Origin of the sequence: Cronobacter muytjensii ATCC 51329 (assembly GCF_001277195.1) — a bacterium.
GTDB classification, from domain to species: Bacteria; Pseudomonadota; Gammaproteobacteria; order Enterobacterales; family Enterobacteriaceae; genus Cronobacter; species Cronobacter muytjensii.
The window spans coordinates 1,273,041-1,289,656 of sequence record NZ_CP012268.1; the positions used below are offsets into that span (position 1 = coordinate 1,273,041).

The 16,616-nt window shown below is 57.4% G+C and carries 17 protein-coding genes; 11 read left to right on the forward strand and 6 right to left on the reverse strand.

What is annotated here, in order from left to right:
* Positions 1 to 131: 131 nt before the first annotated feature.
* Positions 132 to 443, forward strand: coding sequence for a flagellar hook-basal body complex protein FliE (gene fliE / locus AFK63_RS05855; RefSeq protein ID WP_038862155.1), 312 nt, complete (start codon positions 132 to 134; stop codon positions 441 to 443).
* A 500-nt stretch (positions 444 to 943) separates the two neighbouring features.
* On the opposite strand, the gene AFK63_RS05860 is transcribed toward fliE, so the two are convergent.
* Complete coding sequence (locus AFK63_RS05860) at positions 944 to 1,627, reverse strand: SOS response-associated peptidase (protein ID WP_038862157.1); 684 nt, start codon at positions 1,625 to 1,627, stop codon at positions 944 to 946.
* 210 nt (positions 1,628 to 1,837) lie between these two features.
* Here AFK63_RS05860 and AFK63_RS05865 point away from each other — a divergent pair, with 210 nt between their 5' ends.
* Both AFK63_RS05865 and AFK63_RS05870 read left to right on the forward strand, forming a co-directional pair.
* Positions 1,838 to 2,380 (forward strand): hypothetical protein, encoded by a 543-nt coding sequence (locus AFK63_RS05865; protein WP_038862160.1) that lies wholly within the window; start codon positions 1,838 to 1,840, stop codon positions 2,378 to 2,380.
* On the forward strand, positions 2,373 to 2,795 hold the full coding sequence (locus AFK63_RS05870; protein ID WP_038862162.1) for a putative T6SS immunity periplasmic lipoprotein: 423 nt from the start codon (positions 2,373 to 2,375) through the stop codon (positions 2,793 to 2,795). The genes AFK63_RS05865 and AFK63_RS05870 overlap by 8 nt, the downstream gene beginning before the upstream one ends.
* A gap of 116 nt (positions 2,796 to 2,911) precedes the next feature.
* Here AFK63_RS05870 and yedF read toward each other — a convergent pair whose 3' ends face one another.
* The gene (gene yedF, locus AFK63_RS05875; protein WP_038862164.1) at positions 2,912 to 3,145 is read right to left on the reverse strand and encodes a sulfurtransferase-like selenium metabolism protein YedF; all 234 of its coding nucleotides are present in this window, start codon (positions 3,143 to 3,145) and stop codon (positions 2,912 to 2,914) included.
* The gene (yedE, locus tag AFK63_RS05880; RefSeq protein ID WP_038862166.1) at positions 3,142 to 4,359 is read right to left on the reverse strand and encodes a selenium metabolism membrane protein YedE/FdhT; all 1,218 of its coding nucleotides are present in this window, start codon (positions 4,357 to 4,359) and stop codon (positions 3,142 to 3,144) included. The genes yedF and yedE overlap by 4 nt, the downstream gene beginning before the upstream one ends.
* A gap of 203 nt (positions 4,360 to 4,562) precedes the next feature.
* On the opposite strand from yedE, the gene yedD reads away from it, so the two are divergent.
* Positions 4,563 to 4,976 carry a lipoprotein YedD gene (yedD, locus tag AFK63_RS05885; RefSeq protein ID WP_038862168.1) on the forward strand — a complete coding sequence of 138 codons (414 nt, stop codon included), beginning with the start codon at positions 4,563 to 4,565 and terminating at the stop codon, positions 4,974 to 4,976.
* Positions 4,977 to 5,177: 201 nt separating this feature from the next.
* On the opposite strand, the gene fliT is transcribed toward yedD, so the two are convergent.
* The 3 genes from fliT to fliD are packed head-to-tail and all read right to left on the reverse strand — an operon-like array spanning position 5,178 to position 7,387.
* Entirely contained in the window at positions 5,178 to 5,540 is a 363-nt protein-coding gene (gene fliT, locus AFK63_RS05890; RefSeq protein WP_038862171.1) for a flagella biosynthesis regulatory protein FliT, read from the reverse strand.
* Positions 5,540 to 5,950: a flagellar export chaperone FliS gene (gene fliS, locus AFK63_RS05895; protein ID WP_038862173.1), complete on the reverse strand. Its 411-nt coding sequence runs from the start codon at positions 5,948 to 5,950 to the stop codon at positions 5,540 to 5,542. Before fliS ends, fliT begins: the two co-directional genes overlap by 1 nt.
* A 9-nt stretch (positions 5,951 to 5,959) precedes the next feature.
* Complete coding sequence (gene fliD / locus AFK63_RS05900; RefSeq protein WP_038862175.1) at positions 5,960 to 7,387, reverse strand: flagellar filament capping protein FliD; 1,428 nt, start codon at positions 7,385 to 7,387, stop codon at positions 5,960 to 5,962.
* A 437-nt stretch (positions 7,388 to 7,824) separates the two neighbouring features.
* Between fliD and AFK63_RS05905 the strand changes: the two genes are divergently transcribed.
* The 7 genes from AFK63_RS05905 to AFK63_RS05935 all read left to right on the forward strand — a co-directional run bounded on the left by AFK63_RS05905 (position 7,825) and on the right by AFK63_RS05935 (position 16,606).
* On the forward strand, positions 7,825 to 8,661 hold the full coding sequence (locus tag AFK63_RS05905) for a flagellin N-terminal helical domain-containing protein (RefSeq protein WP_038862178.1): 837 nt from the start codon (positions 7,825 to 7,827) through the stop codon (positions 8,659 to 8,661).
* A gap of 273 nt (positions 8,662 to 8,934) precedes the next feature.
* Positions 8,935 to 10,356: a hypothetical protein gene (locus AFK63_RS05910; RefSeq protein WP_050568134.1), complete on the forward strand. Its 1,422-nt coding sequence runs from the start codon at positions 8,935 to 8,937 to the stop codon at positions 10,354 to 10,356.
* Positions 10,357 to 10,377: 21 nt separating this feature from the next.
* Positions 10,378 to 13,731 (forward strand): bifunctional class I SAM-dependent methyltransferase/glycosyltransferase, encoded by a 3,354-nt coding sequence (locus tag AFK63_RS05915; RefSeq protein WP_038862182.1) that lies wholly within the window; start codon positions 10,378 to 10,380, stop codon positions 13,729 to 13,731.
* A gap of 69 nt (positions 13,732 to 13,800) precedes the next feature.
* Positions 13,801 to 14,934 carry a DegT/DnrJ/EryC1/StrS family aminotransferase gene (locus AFK63_RS05920; protein WP_038862184.1) on the forward strand — a complete coding sequence of 378 codons (1,134 nt, stop codon included), beginning with the start codon at positions 13,801 to 13,803 and terminating at the stop codon, positions 14,932 to 14,934.
* A complete protein-coding gene (locus tag AFK63_RS05925; protein ID WP_038862186.1) occupies positions 14,931 to 15,569 on the forward strand; it encodes an acetyltransferase in 639 nt (212 codons plus the stop codon). Before AFK63_RS05920 ends, AFK63_RS05925 begins: the two co-directional genes overlap by 4 nt.
* A 37-nt stretch (positions 15,570 to 15,606) precedes the next feature.
* Entirely contained in the window at positions 15,607 to 15,846 is a 240-nt protein-coding gene (locus AFK63_RS05930; RefSeq protein WP_004388295.1) for a hypothetical protein, read from the forward strand.
* Between the two features lie 16 nt (positions 15,847 to 15,862).
* Positions 15,863 to 16,606 carry an SDR family NAD(P)-dependent oxidoreductase gene (locus tag AFK63_RS05935; RefSeq protein ID WP_038862188.1) on the forward strand — a complete coding sequence of 248 codons (744 nt, stop codon included), beginning with the start codon at positions 15,863 to 15,865 and terminating at the stop codon, positions 16,604 to 16,606.
* The last annotated feature ends 10 nt before the right edge of the window (positions 16,607 to 16,616 follow it).

A 16,616-nucleotide genomic window follows, 5' to 3' on the forward strand; every position in this document is an offset into this window, starting at 1 on the left:
GAGGTCATTATTTGCTTTTATGGGATTTTCTATGGGCCAAATAGGTTGGTTTTTTATCGCTATTTAGAGGCTTTATCCCATTGACAAAATGTTACTCTGCACCCCGTTGAAAAATCATCCAGGGGTTAAAGATGGCTATTCAGGGTATTGAAGGGGTACTTCAGCAGATGCAGGCCACCATGCAGGTGGCGCGCAATGATGCAGTGCAAACCCCGCCCTCCGTGAGTTTTGCCGGAGAGTTACAGGCCGCGCTTGGACGTATCAGCGATACGCAAAGCGCCGCCCGCACTCAGGCGGAAAAATTCGCAATCGGCACGCCGGGCGTGGCGCTGAACGACGTCATGGTAGACCTGCAGAAATCGTCGATTTCGCTGCAGATGGGCATCCAGGTGCGTAACAAACTGGTCGCCGCCTATCAGGACATTATGAACATGCAGGTGTAGTGAATTTATCTTGTTGAAATAAATAAGATATCTTAATCAGATCCTGTGATATGGGGCATGGGTGGGGCAAAAGCAGATAACGTCTGGTTTTGTGGCTCAACCTGCCCCATAGTGTTATCTGCTATATAAAGGCGCTAAAGGACTGGCCCTCATGAAACGCAAACGCCTGCCCGTAGTAACCGACCGTGAAAGCTGCTATGCCTTGCCCTGCGACAACGACACCCGCCAGCAGTAGCCAGCCATTACGCGGCGTATGAAGGGCGAGCAGCAGCCCGCCTGTTGATGAGAACGCTGTCGCTTAATGCCCGTTTTGATGCGCTGATCGCCTGAGACAGTTTTTCCCATTACCAGCCCTTACAGCCAGCCCATATAGTCCGCACCCCAGACCACTGCCGCCACTACCAGTAAAATGATTGTCGTCTTGCGCATGGTATCCGTTCTCTGGTTAAGGTTTTCCTTAACATCATGCCCGCAACGCGGCGGATTATCTAATAAAAGCGTCACGCTACCGGATTGTCGATGGGCGTCAGGAGATCGGGGCTCTGGTTTCTGATATTCCCCACCGCGCGGTCTACCGGGTGCCAGCTAAACGCCTCCGGGCCGAGGGCCGCGTCGTGCGCCAGCTCGCCTGCGCGCGCGTCGGACGTCTCCGGGCTAAGCCAGGCGAGCGCGGCTTCGGCGGTCAACGCCACCGGGCGGCGGTCGTGAATATCAATCAGCCCTTTGTCCGCCGCCGCGGTCACAATCACAAACCCTTCGTGCTCATGGCCCGCGTCAAACGGCGCTTTGCCGATGGCGGCAAAAAAGAGCGGCGCGCCATCGGCGCGGTGGATGAAATAGGGCTGCTTTTTATCACCGTCGCGCTTCCACTCATACCAGCCGTCGGCAAAGACAATGGCCCGCCCGTGCTGCCACAGCGGCTTAAACATCCGGCTGGCGGCGGCAGTTTCGACGCGCGCATTAATCAGCGGCGTTTTATGCCACCACTCGGGCGCATAGCCCCAGTGCACAGGGTCGAGGCGCAGCACGTCGTCACGCTGGTTCAGCAGCAGCACGCGCGTGCCGGGCGCGACGTTGTAACGGGCGAGCGGCTCCGGGTCAAAAGCGATATCGCGTTCGGCATTCTCATCAAGCGCCGCGAGATATTCTTCACGGCTTAACGTCTGGGCAAATCGACCGCACATAGCAGGGCTCCGGTAACAGGCTTTACCGAAGTATAGGGCAGGAACTCCGCGCCCTCCCGCCAGACACGTTCTACGTGTATTTCATTCCCTCATGACGTGCTGTTCGTTCGCTATCCATGAAACACCTACCAGAATTTGCGACTCTGAATAAGTGAAAATGCTTTTACAATTATAGGCTAAGGAGCTCTCACTTATTTAAAGGAAGGTTTTATGGCAGAGCAAGCTCAACAGGAAGGCAGCCTTCGGCTATTAACGCCAGGCGAAATCAAATTAGCAAAGTCCGTATTCGGTAATTCTGTTACGTACCATAAGGTATGGATCCATCATGACAGCTACCTTCCCCTGGGAATGCAAGGAGATTACGCAGCGTTGACTCCTAATGGTGAGCTTTATTTCCGTTACTGGTACAGAGACGATTTCTCCACGTCGACTGCCAATTTACAGCATCTTTTCATTCATGAGATGAGTCATGTATGGCAGCGCGAGAGAGGAATGTATGTAAAGCTACGCGGCTTTTTCAGTTGGGCTGTAAGTTACCGGTACGGCCTGGATAAACGGACCTTGAGGCAATATCCTCTGGAGCAGCAGGCCCAAATTATTGCCGATCATTTTTTGTTAGAAAATTTTGGTTATGCGCAATGGCTGGTATACAGAGACAGAAGCCAGGACATCGTCTCGTATGATGGCGTTCTCGATGAGTCTACGTTACGTGAGCGATACGCCTACACCCTAAAAGGATTTCCTTATGTTTAAGGCCCCGAAATTATGGCTACTGTCGGTATTTCTGCTGTCCGGCTGTCCTGGCGCAGGGGACAGATTAACCCCCAGCGAAACGACGACAGTGACACTGGTTTCGCAGAATGTCTGCTTTAGCGTGCCGGATGCACAGGATTATTGGCCATCTATTATTATCATCGCGCCACGCAATACGCCGCCTAAGGAGCGTTGGTATCGTGAAAAGCCTGCGCTAAATGTAAAAGATGGGCAGTTATGCCTCCCGCCGTCTTTCTACACGTTCAAAACGCAGACGCCTTATATCGTGGAATATGTGCTGCTCCCCGGAGCGAAAAACAGCAGCGAGGCGTCCCGGCATGTTGTAGCGGGTTTTGAACTAACTAATGGCAATATCCGCGCGCTGGCACTGAATGACAGCGAGATTAGTCGGTAAAAAAACAGCGCTCATTATTAAGAGAGATTGCTGATAACAAGACCGCCTTCAGGGCGGTTTTTTTTACATCCGAATGAAAGAACTCCGCGCCCTCCCGCCAGAGAGGGCGCGGCGGGTTATTTCTGGATGAGATAGCGAATCGTCGGGCCATCCTGCTGGATATCCAGCACCGTATAGCCGTGGTTACGGGCATCAAGCGGGATGTTATTGATTGACTGCGGGCAGTCGCTGATCACTTCCAGAATTTCGCCTTTTTTCAGCTTCGGCAGCGCTTCGAGCGTAGCGACAGCGGGGTAAGGGCAGGGCTCGCCGGACATATCCAGGCGGTAGTCGGGAGTCATGGCGTTCATGCGCCCTCCTTAATGGCGTCAATGGCGGCGGCCGGTTTTTGACGGCGGAAAAAGCGTTTTTCGTGGGCGATGACCAGCATCAGCGCGGCGAACAGCAGCAGATAGGTCACCAGCAGCCCGCCGAGCGGCCCGAAGGTATTCAGCAGGTTGATTTTATCCCAGCGGGTGGCGAGCGACGGTGACAGGTCATCCCAGAAGTACGCGAGCAGCGTGGAGCCAATAACATTGCCAAGCCCCACCCACCAGTAGTGCACCTGACCTTCCACCGCGCGATACATCCAGCCGGTTTCACAGCCGCCCGCCAGCACGATACCGAAGCCGAATAAGAGGCCGCCGAGCACCGCGTTCGGGCCCGCCCACATGATTTTCGGCTCAGCGCCCAGTTGCACATAGCTGAAGATGCCGATGGCGCTGACCGCCATGCCGAAAATAATCGCTTTGGCCATATGGGTGCGCCCGGTAATCCACATATCGCGAAACGCCGAAGTAAAACAGATTTGCGCGCGTTCGATAAGCAGCCCGAAGCCGACGCCGAACAGCATCGCGAGACCCAGTTTCGGCGCGTTCATCGCGGTGAGCAGCGCCCAGCCGATCATGCCTGCGAACACCAGCATGCCGAGGCGAAAGCGGCGCTTCGCCTGGTCCGGCTTTTGCGTAAGCGGCGCGGCGGCGCTCACTTTCTGCATTTTCACCGGGATGCGAAACAGCGGCAGCAGCGTAAAACGCGCGCCGAACCAGGAGCCGATGGCCGTCGCCAGCGCGAAAAACCACGCGTGCAGTGAAAACTGCGGAATGCCGGTAAAGAATGCTGCGAGGTTACAGCCCATTGCGAGACGTGCGCCGAAGCCCGCGATAATGCCGCCCGCCACCGCCTGGATAATGCGGATGCGGTGTTGCGGCAGGCGCAGCTTCACATTGTTGGCCCAGAGCGCGGCCGCGAAACAGCCGCCGAACATGCCGATAATCATCATCCCGTCGATGCGGGTAAGCGGGGTGCCTTCCAGATGAATCAGTTTAAAGTAGCCCCAGGTTTCGGTATGGACGCCGAACAGCTGTAACAGCTGCCCGCCCCAGCGGGTAAATTCGCCAGTGACGGCCCAGAAGGTGCCGGTTATTCCGAAATAGTAGGTGGAAAGAATGCCTGCGGCGATGACGGCGGGCAGCGGGGCCCAGAAACGGATAAGGTATTGCTGTTTAAAGTCGTGCCATGACATGAATTTTAGCCTCTGAACTCAGACGGAACTAAAAGGCGCCGAAAGGGGCGCCGAAGAAGCCCGCATATTACGCCGCTGTCCATTTTCGCACAGCAAAAATTCGGCAAAAGCGAATCTGGATCAATTCCTGCGGCGCGGCGTTGGGGTGGAAGCGTTAACGCTTTAATGCCACAATCTTTTTTTCTTCACAGGCAGGACAAACGATGAAAAAAATCGCGCTGGGATTGATGATGCTGGGGCTGAGCGGATGCGTTCAGGTGGAGAACTATAACGAGGTGGTGAAAACGCCGCCGCCTGCGGGGCTTGCGGGGTACTGGCAGTCGAAAGGGCCGCAGGGCAAGCTGGTGAGCCCCGAGGCGATCGCGAGCCTGGTGGTGACGCCCGAAGGCGACACGCTGGATTGCCGTCAGTGGCAGCGGGTCATTGCGCTGCCCGGTAAGCTGATGCGCCGCGGCGACGATTTATATAACGTGACGAGTAAGCTTGAGGTGTATTCGCTGGAGCGCATGGGCGACACGCTGGAATACGCGGGGATGACGCTTCAGCGCGTGGAGCGTCCAACGACCGAGTGCGCGGATTTCCTTGCCAAAAACCCGCTGGAGACGCCCCTGCCGTAACGGGCGTTGGCAGCAAAAATGAGCCTGGCGCGTATCGGCGTGCCGGGCTTTTTTTATGGGCGAGAAATTTTGAGGGCAGGTAAGCGTGCGCGCATCCACCGCAGGCAAAACACCCGCTTCACACATACGCTGCAGTGATATTCCCGGACGTGAGAAAGGCGCAGGGCAGCGGCAGGTCGCCGTGCCCCGACAGACAGGAAATTACGGGTTAAGATCGTGCGGCATCAGCACGTTGCCGGAAAGATTGCCGTAGGTCGACACCAGCGATTTCTGGTTACCATTCTGTTCTATCAGCACGCGCAGCTCTTCCATCCGCGCCTGAAGTTTGGTCTTTAACGCCGCTTCGTTCGCCAGCACTTTGGTCAGCAATTCGCGCGCTTTTTCCTGAAACAGACTATTGTCCGGCTCGACAGGGTTGCGGGCAATCGCCTCAACCAGCGCCACGTATTTCACTTCCTGTTCAATCAGCTCATCCCACTGTCCTGAATTCGCCAGGCTGAGCATGGTATTACTAAGCGCGTAAAGCGCCTGCCAGTTATTTAGGGATGAGATGAAATCATTCATCAGAAGGTTTCCTGCGCGATAGTAGAGCCAGGGCCAATCTGCTTCCAGGCGTCAGCAATATTGGTCATCAGGGTTTCGACTTCATTGATGGCATCAACATCGTTACGCAGGTTCGCATGCAGTAAACGTCGCACCATATATTCATAAAGCGAGGCCAGGTTTTGGGGGAGATCGCCGCCAATATCCATATTCAGGCCAGCTTTAAGTCCGTTATCGATAATGTTGATGGCTTTGGTCAGCGCCTGCCCTTTCGCCTGGGTGTCGCCCTGTTCGATAAACAGGCGCGCGCGGACAAGGGCACTGAGTGCCCCGTCAAACAACATTACGACCAGCTGGTGTGGACTTGCGCTCATTACCGCACTTTCCAGGCCCACCTGCTGGTAGGCCTGAACACCAGAGCTATTGTACATATCCGTTCCTTAACTGCTTGAAGAGAATTGTTTGGTCAGGTACGTTGAGGTGCTGTTCAGTTTGCTCACCAGGGAATCCAGGTTGCTAAACTGCGCCTTGTAACGCGCCATGGTCGCTTCGATGGACGCTTCCATCGCGGTATAACGCTTATCCAGCGATTTCAGCGTGTCGTTAATGCTGTTTTTGGCATTCTGAATCACCCCTTCTTTGCCCGTCGTGGTGCTGAGCATGGAGGTCAGGGTGTTATTCATCTTCGTCGCCATACCCGTGGTTTTACCGTCGCCCACAAAGTAAGCCTGAACGGCGTCCGGGTTTTCGGTCAGCGCCTTCGTCAGTTTAGCATCGTCAATTTTCAGGTTGCCGGCTGCGCCATCAGCGCCCAGAACCGGATCCTGCGTCACGCCGAGCTGCGCGAGGATAGCGTAACTGCCGCTCTGTACTTCCGTCAGCGTGCTGCGCAGCTGAGACTGAACAGAACGCACGTTGCTGTCGCCAATCAGCGCGCCGTTGTTGGCGGACTGGGTCGCGCCCGCGTCCACTTTCACATATTTGGTGAGCGAAGCGATGGTCGACTGCAGCGAGTTATACGCGGTAACCCAGTCGGTGACGGCTTTTTTGTTGGCGTCGGTCGCGCGGGTGACGGACAGCGTTTCGTTGGCGGTGCTCTGCGCTTTCAGCGTCAGCGTGGTGCCCGGCAGCGCGTCGGAAATCACGTTAGTGGAACGCTCGATTTCGATATCGTTAACGACCACTTTGGCGTTCTGCGAGGCGGTCTGGATGGACAGCGCGCCGGTTTTAGACGCGGAGTCGAAGCCAATCACGCCCTGCAACGTATCGTCGCCGGTGACCGTTACGGTCATATCATTGCTGGTGCCGGTCGTTTTCGAGGTCAGCATCAGGCGGAAATCGCCATCGGCCGCTTTAATGACGCTCGCGGAGACGTTGCCGCCCGCTTTGTTAATGGCCTTCGCAATGCCGTTCAGCGAGGTATCGCCATCAGCCAGAGAAACGGTCAGCGGTTTTGTGGTGCCCGGCTGGCTGATGGTGACGGTACGGGTGGTGCCGGTCGTGGCGCCAAGCTGCGTGGTGCTGCTGGCGATAGAGCCGGAGGTCAGCACCTGCGCTTTCGCCATCTGTTTTACGTTGACGGTGTAATCACCGGTCATCGCATCGCTGGTGGTGGTCGCGGCAAAGGCGGTATTGGTGCCGTTAACTGCCGTGGAGTTCCAGGTGGCGGTTTTGCCAAGCGTCGCTGTCGCGGTCTGCAGGCTTTGCAGGGAGCTTTGCAGCTTGCTGTAAGCGCTCAGTTGCGTGTTATACGTGCTCTGCTGTTTGGTAATAACCGTCAGTTTGGTCTGCTCTGCCGCTTCCAGCTTGTCATACAGATCGGCAAGCCCAAGATTCGTGCCTACCCCGAGATTACTGATTGTAGCCATGCGTGATTTCCTTGAGGTCGATGGTCGTTTCAGTTTCTTATCGGCGACGCAAAGCAAAAGTTTACTCCCGGCGGCAAAAAAATAATCCCAGGAATAGATGACAGAGTCGCAGGCTATTGAACCGATAGCGCGCCCTAAGCGAAATCATTTCCCTTCTTTATATGCCGGTAAAAGAAAAACGATCCCGAGCTATTAATAAGGAAAGAGAAGGGGAAAAAACGCGCAGAATATATTTATCCATTATATAAGAATAATCTTAGTTCGAAGCCTTATAATCAGACATTAAATAAAATAAATCATTAAAAAACAATAAGATGTAAATTTTTTGAGTTTGTTTCTAAAGTCTTTTTAAGAAGCGTCGATAACCTTGTTGACGGTGAGAGACGCCGTGAGTGTTAGGCACCGAACCTAAACCCCATTTTTGAAGGAATTAAATTATGTCAGTTATCAATACTAACCTTTTGTCCCTGACCACTCAGACCAACCTGAACAAATCTCAGTCTGCTCTGGGCACTGCTATCGAGCGTCTGTCCTCTGGTCTGCGTATCAACAGCGCTAAAGATGACGCTGCTGGCCAGGCGATTGCTAACCGTATGACCTCTCAGGTTAAAGGTATGACTCAGGCTGCTCGTAACGCTAACGACGGCATCTCCCTGGTTCAGACCGCTGAAGGTAACCTGAACGAAATCAACACCAACTTACAGCGTATCCGTGAGCTGGCTGTTCAGGCTGCAAACGACACCAACGGTTCTACCGACCTGACTTCCATCAACACGGAAATCACTCAGCGTCTGTCTGAAATCGACCGTATCGCTGGTGGTGCTAACTTCAACGGCAAAAAACTGCTGGACGGTTCTGTAAGCACCGCTCTGAAAATTCAGGTTGGCGCTGGTACTTCTTCTAACGATACCATCTCCATCGACAGCAACGCACTGATCAACGCCACTTCTGGTACTCTGGACGCAAGCCTGAGCACCTCTATCGCAGACAACTCCTCTGCACAGGCTGTTATCTCTGCTGCTGACGCTGCTATCGCTAAGATCGATACCGCGCGTTCTAACATGGGTGCGATTCAGAACCGTTTTGAATCTACCATCAACAACCTGAACAACTCTATCAACAACCTGTCTGCGGCACAGTCCCGTATCCAGGACGCTGACTACGCGACCGAAGTTTCTAACATGTCTCGCGCTCAGATCCTGCAACAGGCTGGTACTTCTGTACTGTCTCAGGCAAACCAGGTTCCGCAGTCCATGCTGTCCCTGCTGCGTTAATAGACGCTCAAGCTTTCAAAAAGGTTGCTGGAAACAGCAACCTTTTTTTTTGCCTTTCTGTTATCGGCCCTCGCCTTAAATGCAATCTCCAAAATAAGCCGCTATTCGCGGGGTTTTTCCCTCCATTATGCCCGCGCGCCCGATGTTACCCTTTCAGGAAAGCTTCCTCTTTGTATGCCGCGAAGGGAATTCACCCCCCAGGTTGCGACAGATACGGCCGGATTGACTGGCAAAACGCCGTTGCGCGTTGCAATTAATGACGAGTTAACACCGATGAATCAGTTTGCCCAGTGTCGTGCAATGCATCAGTACTACCGTGACATCTTTACCCGCGATATCTATCTGCCGGAAGCGGATGTCATGCCGTCGCACCTGGTCGCGGAAGTGCTTCACTTCTGGAGCACCGATTACGCCGCGCTGGAGCCCGCCATCATGGCGGCGCAAACCCGCCTTGATGAAGACAAAGCGCTGGCGGTGAAACATCTGCTCTGTGCCGCGACGCTCGCCAACCAGGCGTTTGACAGTAAAAAGCAGGGGCATCAGGTCGCCGCGGCGGAAGGCTTCGGCGAACAGGTCACCGCGCATGTGGTGGAAGCGCTTAAGCGCGACGACTCGGTCAATCTCGTAGTGGTCGCCATTCAGTTGCTGTTTCGCGTGGGCGAAATTGACGGCGCCGTCTTTTTAATCTCCAACCATCTTTCACGCCTGAGCAACAGCGCGCCGGTGCTGAAAATCCTGCTGATGATCTGCCTGATGGAAGAAGACTATAACCAGGCATACGTCGTTATTCAGGCGCTGACGGCGGACTCTTCCTTAATAGAAGAAGACACCCTGACGCTGCTGATGATCGTCTGCGGTATTTACAAGCTCGGCGGCTGCCCGGATTCCTTTATCGATTTCCGCCCGCTTAACGAAGCGCTGCCGCTGCCGGATTACAACCGTTATACCTGGCATATCCCGAAAGCCGCGACCGGCAACACCACGGTGCTGGTCTCCTGCGATCCGAAATATTTCTTCGATCACGCCCAGGCGCTGGTGGCCTCCGTGTATGACACCAACGGCACCGCGCTGGACGTACATCTGCACATCTATAACTGCGACGCGCGTTGCGAAGCCCGCGTGCGCGACATGCAGGCGGCGTTTCCTGGCCTGAATGTGTCCCTTAGCAGCGAAATCATCGAGCCGGTGCGCGGTATCAACGTGCACTACGCCTCGCGTCGTTTTGTCTTCCTGCGCCACGCGCTGGAACAGTTCGACACGCCGGTGATTCTGCTGGACGCCGATTGTCTGGTTCGCCACCCGTGGGCCGGGGTTCACGCGCGTCTCGATAACGCCGATCTGATCCTCACCTGCAGCGACGGCGCGCCGCTCTGGGAGCGCGTGCTCGGCGGCTTTATTTATGCCCGTCCCAATGAGGCCAATTTCCGTTACCTCGACATCGTGGCGCGCTTTATTGACCGCAACCTGGCGGCACAAAACAACGAGTGGTTCCTGGACCAGGTGGCGCTCTCCTTTGCGCTCGACACCTTACCGGCGGTGGAACAGATGCAAATCCGCCGTGAAGAGGCCGCGCGTCTTATCAGCATTAACCACACGGCGGACGCGTTCAGCTGGGTGGTCACGACCGCCAAACAGGGCGGCGGCGCTTATAACGACTACAAAACCCGCCTGATGGCGAAACACCTTGCCGCGTAAGCACAGGACTTTTTACAACGGATGAATGATGTGAAGACGCTCTACCCGGAATACCGCATTAGCCCAACCGCGCTGCACGCCAGCGCCGCGCTTAACCACGTGGCGGCGACGCTGCCCGCGTTCGCGCGCGTGCTGGAGATTGGCTGCGGGGCAGGCGAGGCGCTGATTGCCCACGCCCGCGCCTGGCCGAACAGCATCGCGCTCGGTATCGATCTTGACGAAGGGCGTATCGGCGAAGGGCAACAGCAGATCCAGGCAAGCGGGCTTACCAATATTGAGCTGTTCGCCGCGGGTCTGGGCGATCTTCTGGCGGTGTCGCCGGGCGAGTTCGATTACATCATCATTCACGGGCGTTTTTCTTACACGGATGCCGACACGCGCGACGCGCTGCTGGGCTGGTGCCGTCGGCACCTTTCCGCGCAGGGCGTCATTGCGTATCACGCGGTTGCGCTGTCGGACAACGACGATGAGACGACGCTGCGTAACGCGCTGGCGTTCCACAGTGCGCGCGCCGCAAGCGAGGCAGAGAAGCTGTCTTCTGCGCGCGCCATGCTCGGCTATCTGGCGATGACGCTGCCGGACGGCGCGCTGAAAACGCAGGTGACGGACGCCGAGGCGCTGGACGATGCCTCGCTCAGGAAGCGTTACCTGACCGGCGACGCGGCGACGGGTGATTACACCGATTTCGCCCGCGCGATGCAGGCGCTGGATCTGGATTGTATCGGCGACGCGCTGGCGCAGACCGACCTTGCCGCCTCTTACGGCGAGCGTCAGCAGCAGCTGCACGCGATGATTGCAGGCCAGAGCGACCGCCACAGCGCGCGTCAGTATCTCGATTTTGCGGTCAATCGCCGCGAGCGCTTTACGCTGCTCTGCGCCGCAGGCGCGGCGCAGCCGTCGTTCGTGCCGGATCTGGCCGTCCTTGAGTCGCTGCAGTGGGCGGGTAATTTCACGCGCGTGTTTACCATTAACGGGCTCGTGGTCAGCGGCCATATTTCACAGTCCGGCGTGCCGGTGCGCACCGAAAACCCGGTAACGCTGCAAATTCTCGACCTGCTGGGCGGCGCCTGGCCCATGAGCCTGAGCGTTGAACAGCTGGTCTTTAACTGCCGTCTGCCGGAGCGGCCGGGCGATGACACCCGCAAGCAGGTGCTGGAATCGCTGCGCGATCTCTTTTTGAACAACCTCGACGGGCTTCACTGGAGCGTTGCGCCGGGGCCGTATAACCTGGCGGATAACGACGTCTTAATGCCGGTAGCGCCATTTGCGCAAACCGATGACGACACCCACATCATGAACCTGTGGGGCGAGGCGGTGACCGTCACGCCCGCGCAGGCACGCTGGCTGCGCGACGGCATGCGCGCCACCGATGATGAGGCCTGGGCAAGTTTTACCACGCTGCGCCTTCGCGGCGTGCTGAAAGGCTCGCCGCTGGCGTGGAAAAACGCGATCCAGCCGTTCCTGCGCACCGGCAAGGTGGCGTGGCTGAAGCAATGTATCAATACGCTGCTGCTGTTAAGCGTCAGCGAGAAGCGCGGCGGCCTGCTGTATAGCGAAACCAGCCTTGATGACGACAGCCAGACCGACAGCATCCACATGGACGCCGTTTATGAAGAAGCGAACCGGCTGATTGGCAAAGGCATGGCGAAAGAGGCGCGCGACTACACCCGCGCGCTGCTGGAAGACGACCCGCAGAATATGCATATCCTGCGCTGCTACTCGCGCACCTGCGTGCTGACCGGCGCGTGGGACGAGGCGCTGGACGCGCTCTGCCGCCTGATGGGCCATTACTTCTCAAGCCTTGATATCTATTACGATCTGGCGACCGCGCTGCAAAAAACGCTCGATCATTTCAACGCCCGTAAAGTGGTGCGCGGCCTGCTGCGCCTCGATGAGAAAAACGGCGGGTTCTGGAACTCGCTGGCGACGCTCTACCACACCTACGGCGACATGACGCTTGCCGAAAAATGCGCCCGCGAGGCGTTCCGCTTCCAGCCGCGCAACCCGCGCTATCTGGCGATGATGGGCGTGGTGCTGAGCGATAACCAGAAGCTCGACGAAGCGCGCTACTTCCTTGAGAAGTCGCTGGAACTCGCCCCGCAGGATTTCGACTGTTTCACCAGCCTGCTGTTTGTGATGACGCACGATAACCGCGTCAGCGCGCAGGAGCTGCTGGCGAAGCACCGCGAGTATGGCGAGCGCGTCACGGCCGCCGCCGCGCGCAGCGCGCTCGACCTGCCGCTGAATAATGTCAAAGACCCCCACCGCAAACTGCGCGTCGGGTTTGTCTCAGGCGATCTTCGCACCCACCCGGTGAGCAACTTCCTGCTGCCGTTCTGGGACTCCTTTGACCGCACGCAGTTTGAGCTGGTGGGCTATAACGCCGCGCCGATGAAAGATGAGGTCACCGATCACCTGAGCGCGGGCGCCGTGCTGTGGCGTGATGTTTATCAGTTAAGCGATCGCGAGCTGGCGCGCCAGATCAATGACGATGGCGTGGACATTCTTATCGATCTCTCCGGGCACACGACCTGGACGCGGCTGCCGATGTTCGCGCTGCGCCCGGCGCCGCTGCAAATGACCTGGATTGGCTACCCTGGCACCACCGGCGTACCGGCGATGGATTACCGTCTGCTCTCCTCAACGCTCGCAAGCCCGCCAGGGCTCGCAGAACAGTTTACCGAGCAGATCCTCTGGGTGCCGATGCGCAAAATTTTCGAGCCGCATCCGCAAAGCCCGGACGTCAACCCGCTGCCGGCGCTGCGTAACGGCCACCTGACCTTTGCAAGCTTCAACCGCCCGAAAAAGGTCAACGACGAAGTGCTCGAACTCTGGGCGCAGATCCTGGTGCGCGAGCCGAGCGCGAAGCTGTTGATGGGCTTTATGGCCGATGACGAGATGATAACGATGATGACGCGCCGCCTGACGCATTTCGGCGCGCGCCCTGAGCAGCTCATTTTCAAAACGCGCACCGGGCTTATCGGGTATCTCGAATATCACCATCACATCGATATTTTGCTCGACGCCTTCCCGTATACCGGCGGCACCACCACCAACCACGGCGCGTGGATGGGCGTGCCGACGCTCACCCTCTGCGGCGAGACGATGGCGGGGCGTCAGGGCGTGGACATTATGAACGGCTATGGACTGCCGGAATTCGTGGCGAACGATAAAGCGGACTACGTCGACAAAGCGCTCTCCTGGCAGGGCCGCTTTGAAGAACTGAACGCGATTCGTCTCTCCATGCGCAGCCGCATCCCGACGGATAACGCCGACGGGTTCCGGGTGGCTGACACCTTTGAAAAAGGGCTGCGCGAGGCGTGGAAAATTTACTGTACCGCAGAGGCGCCGCGTTCGTTCTTTGTTGAGGAATAACGCGTCGCGACGGCATTACCCATACCGGCCGGGGCCGGCAACGTTTGGTGTAAAACACCGAGGTGTATCATGCAAAATCTTTTTGTCACCAGCCCGCTGCTGCCGCCGCTGGAAGAGTTTATCCCGTATCTTGAACAGATCTGGGAAAACAAATACCTGACCAACGGCGGCCCGTTTCATCAGGAGCTGGAAACCCGGCTCGCTGAATATCTGGGCGTGGAACACCTCTGCCTGTTTTCCAACGGCACGCTGGCGCTCCTGACCGCGCTGCAGGCGCTGCGCATTACGGGTGAAGTGATTACCACCCCGTATTCGTTCGTCGCCACCTCGCACTCGCTGCTGTGGAACGGCCTGACGCCGGTGTTCGCCGATATCGATCCGGTCACCTGTAACATCGATCCGAACAAAATCGAACAGCTGATCACGCCAGCGACCTCTGCAATTCTGCCGGTCCACTGCTACGGCCTGCCGTGCGATGTCGACAAAATTCAGTCCATCGCCGACGCCTGGGGCCTGAAAGTGATTTACGACGCCGCGCATGCGTTCGGCGTGAAGAAAAATCACCAGAGCATCCTCAACTGCGGCGATCTGTCGATTCTGAGTTTCCACGCGACCAAAGTCTTCAACACCTTTGAAGGCGGGGCAATTATTTGCCCGGATGCGCGCATGAAGCAGCGTATCGACTACCTGAAAAACTTCGGTTTCGCGGGCGAAACTACCGTGGTGGCGCCGGGCATCAACGCCAAAATGAACGAAGTACAGGCGGCGTTCGGCCTGGTGCAGCTTGGGCATATCGATAACGCGCTGGCAAGCCGCGCGGCTATCCACGACCGCTACTGCGAATGGCTCGCCGATATCCCTGGCATCGAAACCTTCAGCGCGCCGGACGACGTGGAGTGGAATCACTCTTACTTCCCGATCCGCGTGAATGACGACTTCCCGGTGAGCCGCGACGCGCTCTATGAGGCGCTGAAAGCCGAAAATATCTATTCGCGCCGCTATTTCTACCCGCTTATCAGCGCGTTCTCGATGTACCGCCATTTGCCGTCGGCGCAGCCGCAACACCTGCCGATAGCGACCGGCATCGCCGAGCGCATCCTGTGTCTGCCGATCTTCCCGGATCTGACCGAAGAGGATCAGCGCCGCGTGGTCGACGCCATCCGCGCGCAGGCCGCGCTCGGCCTTGCGGAGAAAGTGGCATGAAGCTTGGCATTTACGGCGCGGGCGGGTTAGGGCGCGAGGTGCTGACGCTGGCGCGCGCCATGAATCAGTGTACGTCGCGCTGGAGCGAGATTTTCTTTATCGATGACGTGACCGACGCGCGTGAGGTTTATGGCGCGGCGGTGCTGCGTTTCGACGCGCGCCCGGCGGACTGCGAAGTGGCTATCGCTATCGGCGAGCCGGCGCTGCGCCAGCGTCTCGCGCAGAAGCTGGCGGGCGTCGCGCCGCTCGCCACGCTTATTCACCCGAATGTCGATATCCCGACACAGAGCGAAATTCGCCCCGGCGCGATTATCTGCGACGGCGCGTTTATCTCCTGCGGCGTCACGATTGGCGAAAACGTGCTGATCCAGCCGCGCGCCTGTGTGGGCCATGACTGTGTTATCGGCGCGTACAGCGTGGTCTCAAGCCTGGTGGCGCTCGCGGGCCACTGCGAGGTGGGCGAGCGCGTGTTTATCGGCATGAACAGTTGCGTGAAAGAACAGACCCGCATCGGCGATGACGCCATCGTCGGGATGGGGTCTGCGGTATTCAGCGACGTGGCGGACGCCACGATCGTACTGGGCAACCCGGCCAGGGCGATGCGCCAGAACACCCAGGGCAAGGTGTTTAAATAAGCGCCGCGACAGAACATTTTTTATCTGGAGTATGACCATGACTAACTTAGCGAAATACAACACCATTTTTATGGAAACCTTTGAAGTGCCGGAAGACGTGCTGGCGGACTACAAATATCAGGACACCCCGTCCTGGGATTCGGTCGGCCACATGACCATGATCGCCGCACTGGAAGAGACCTTCGACATCATGATGGACACCGAAGACATCATCGATTTCTCCTCCTGGCAGAAGGGCAAAGAGATCCTGCAAAAATACGATGTAGAAATCGCCTGATATGACGGAGGTCAGCATGCTGCTCGCGGGAAAAAACGCGGTGATCACCGGCTGTTTACAGGGGATCGGCAACGCCACGATGGTGGCCTACGCACGCCACGGGGCCAATATCTTCGCCTGCGTTCAGCAGGAAGATGCGGCGTTCAGCGCGCAAATCGCCGGGCTGGCTGAACAATACGGCGTGACCATTACGCCGGTTTGCTTCGACCTGCTGGACGACGCGTCCATCAAGCAGGCCGCGATGGCGATCCAGAAAGCGAAAGTGCCGGTGGATATCCTGGTGAACGTGGCGGGCGTCACGCTCGACGCGCTGTTCCCGATGGTTACGATGGAGCAGCTGCACAAGACCTTCGCTATCAACTTCTTTTCACAGATGGTGTTCACCCAGTACCTCACCCGCCTGATGCTGCGCAATAAACGCGGCAGCATCATTAACATCGCCAGTATTTCGGGCCTGGACGGCAACAGCGGGCAACTCGCTTACGCCGCCTCCAAAGCGGCGATGGTGGCGGCGACCAAAACGCTCTCCATTGAGCTGGCACCGCAGGGCATTCGCGTGAATGCGGTGGCGCCGGGCGTCATCGCCACGCCGATGACGGAGAATCTGGCAAGCGACGTGGTGGAAAGCAAGCTCGCGCAGAGCGCGCTGCGCCGTACCGGGCGTGCGGATGAAGTGGCCGACACGCTGGTCTGGCTCGGCTCTGACGCCGCAAGCTACGTGACAGGTCAGGTGGTGCGCGTCGACGGCGGTATCGGCTGAATTAAAAGGG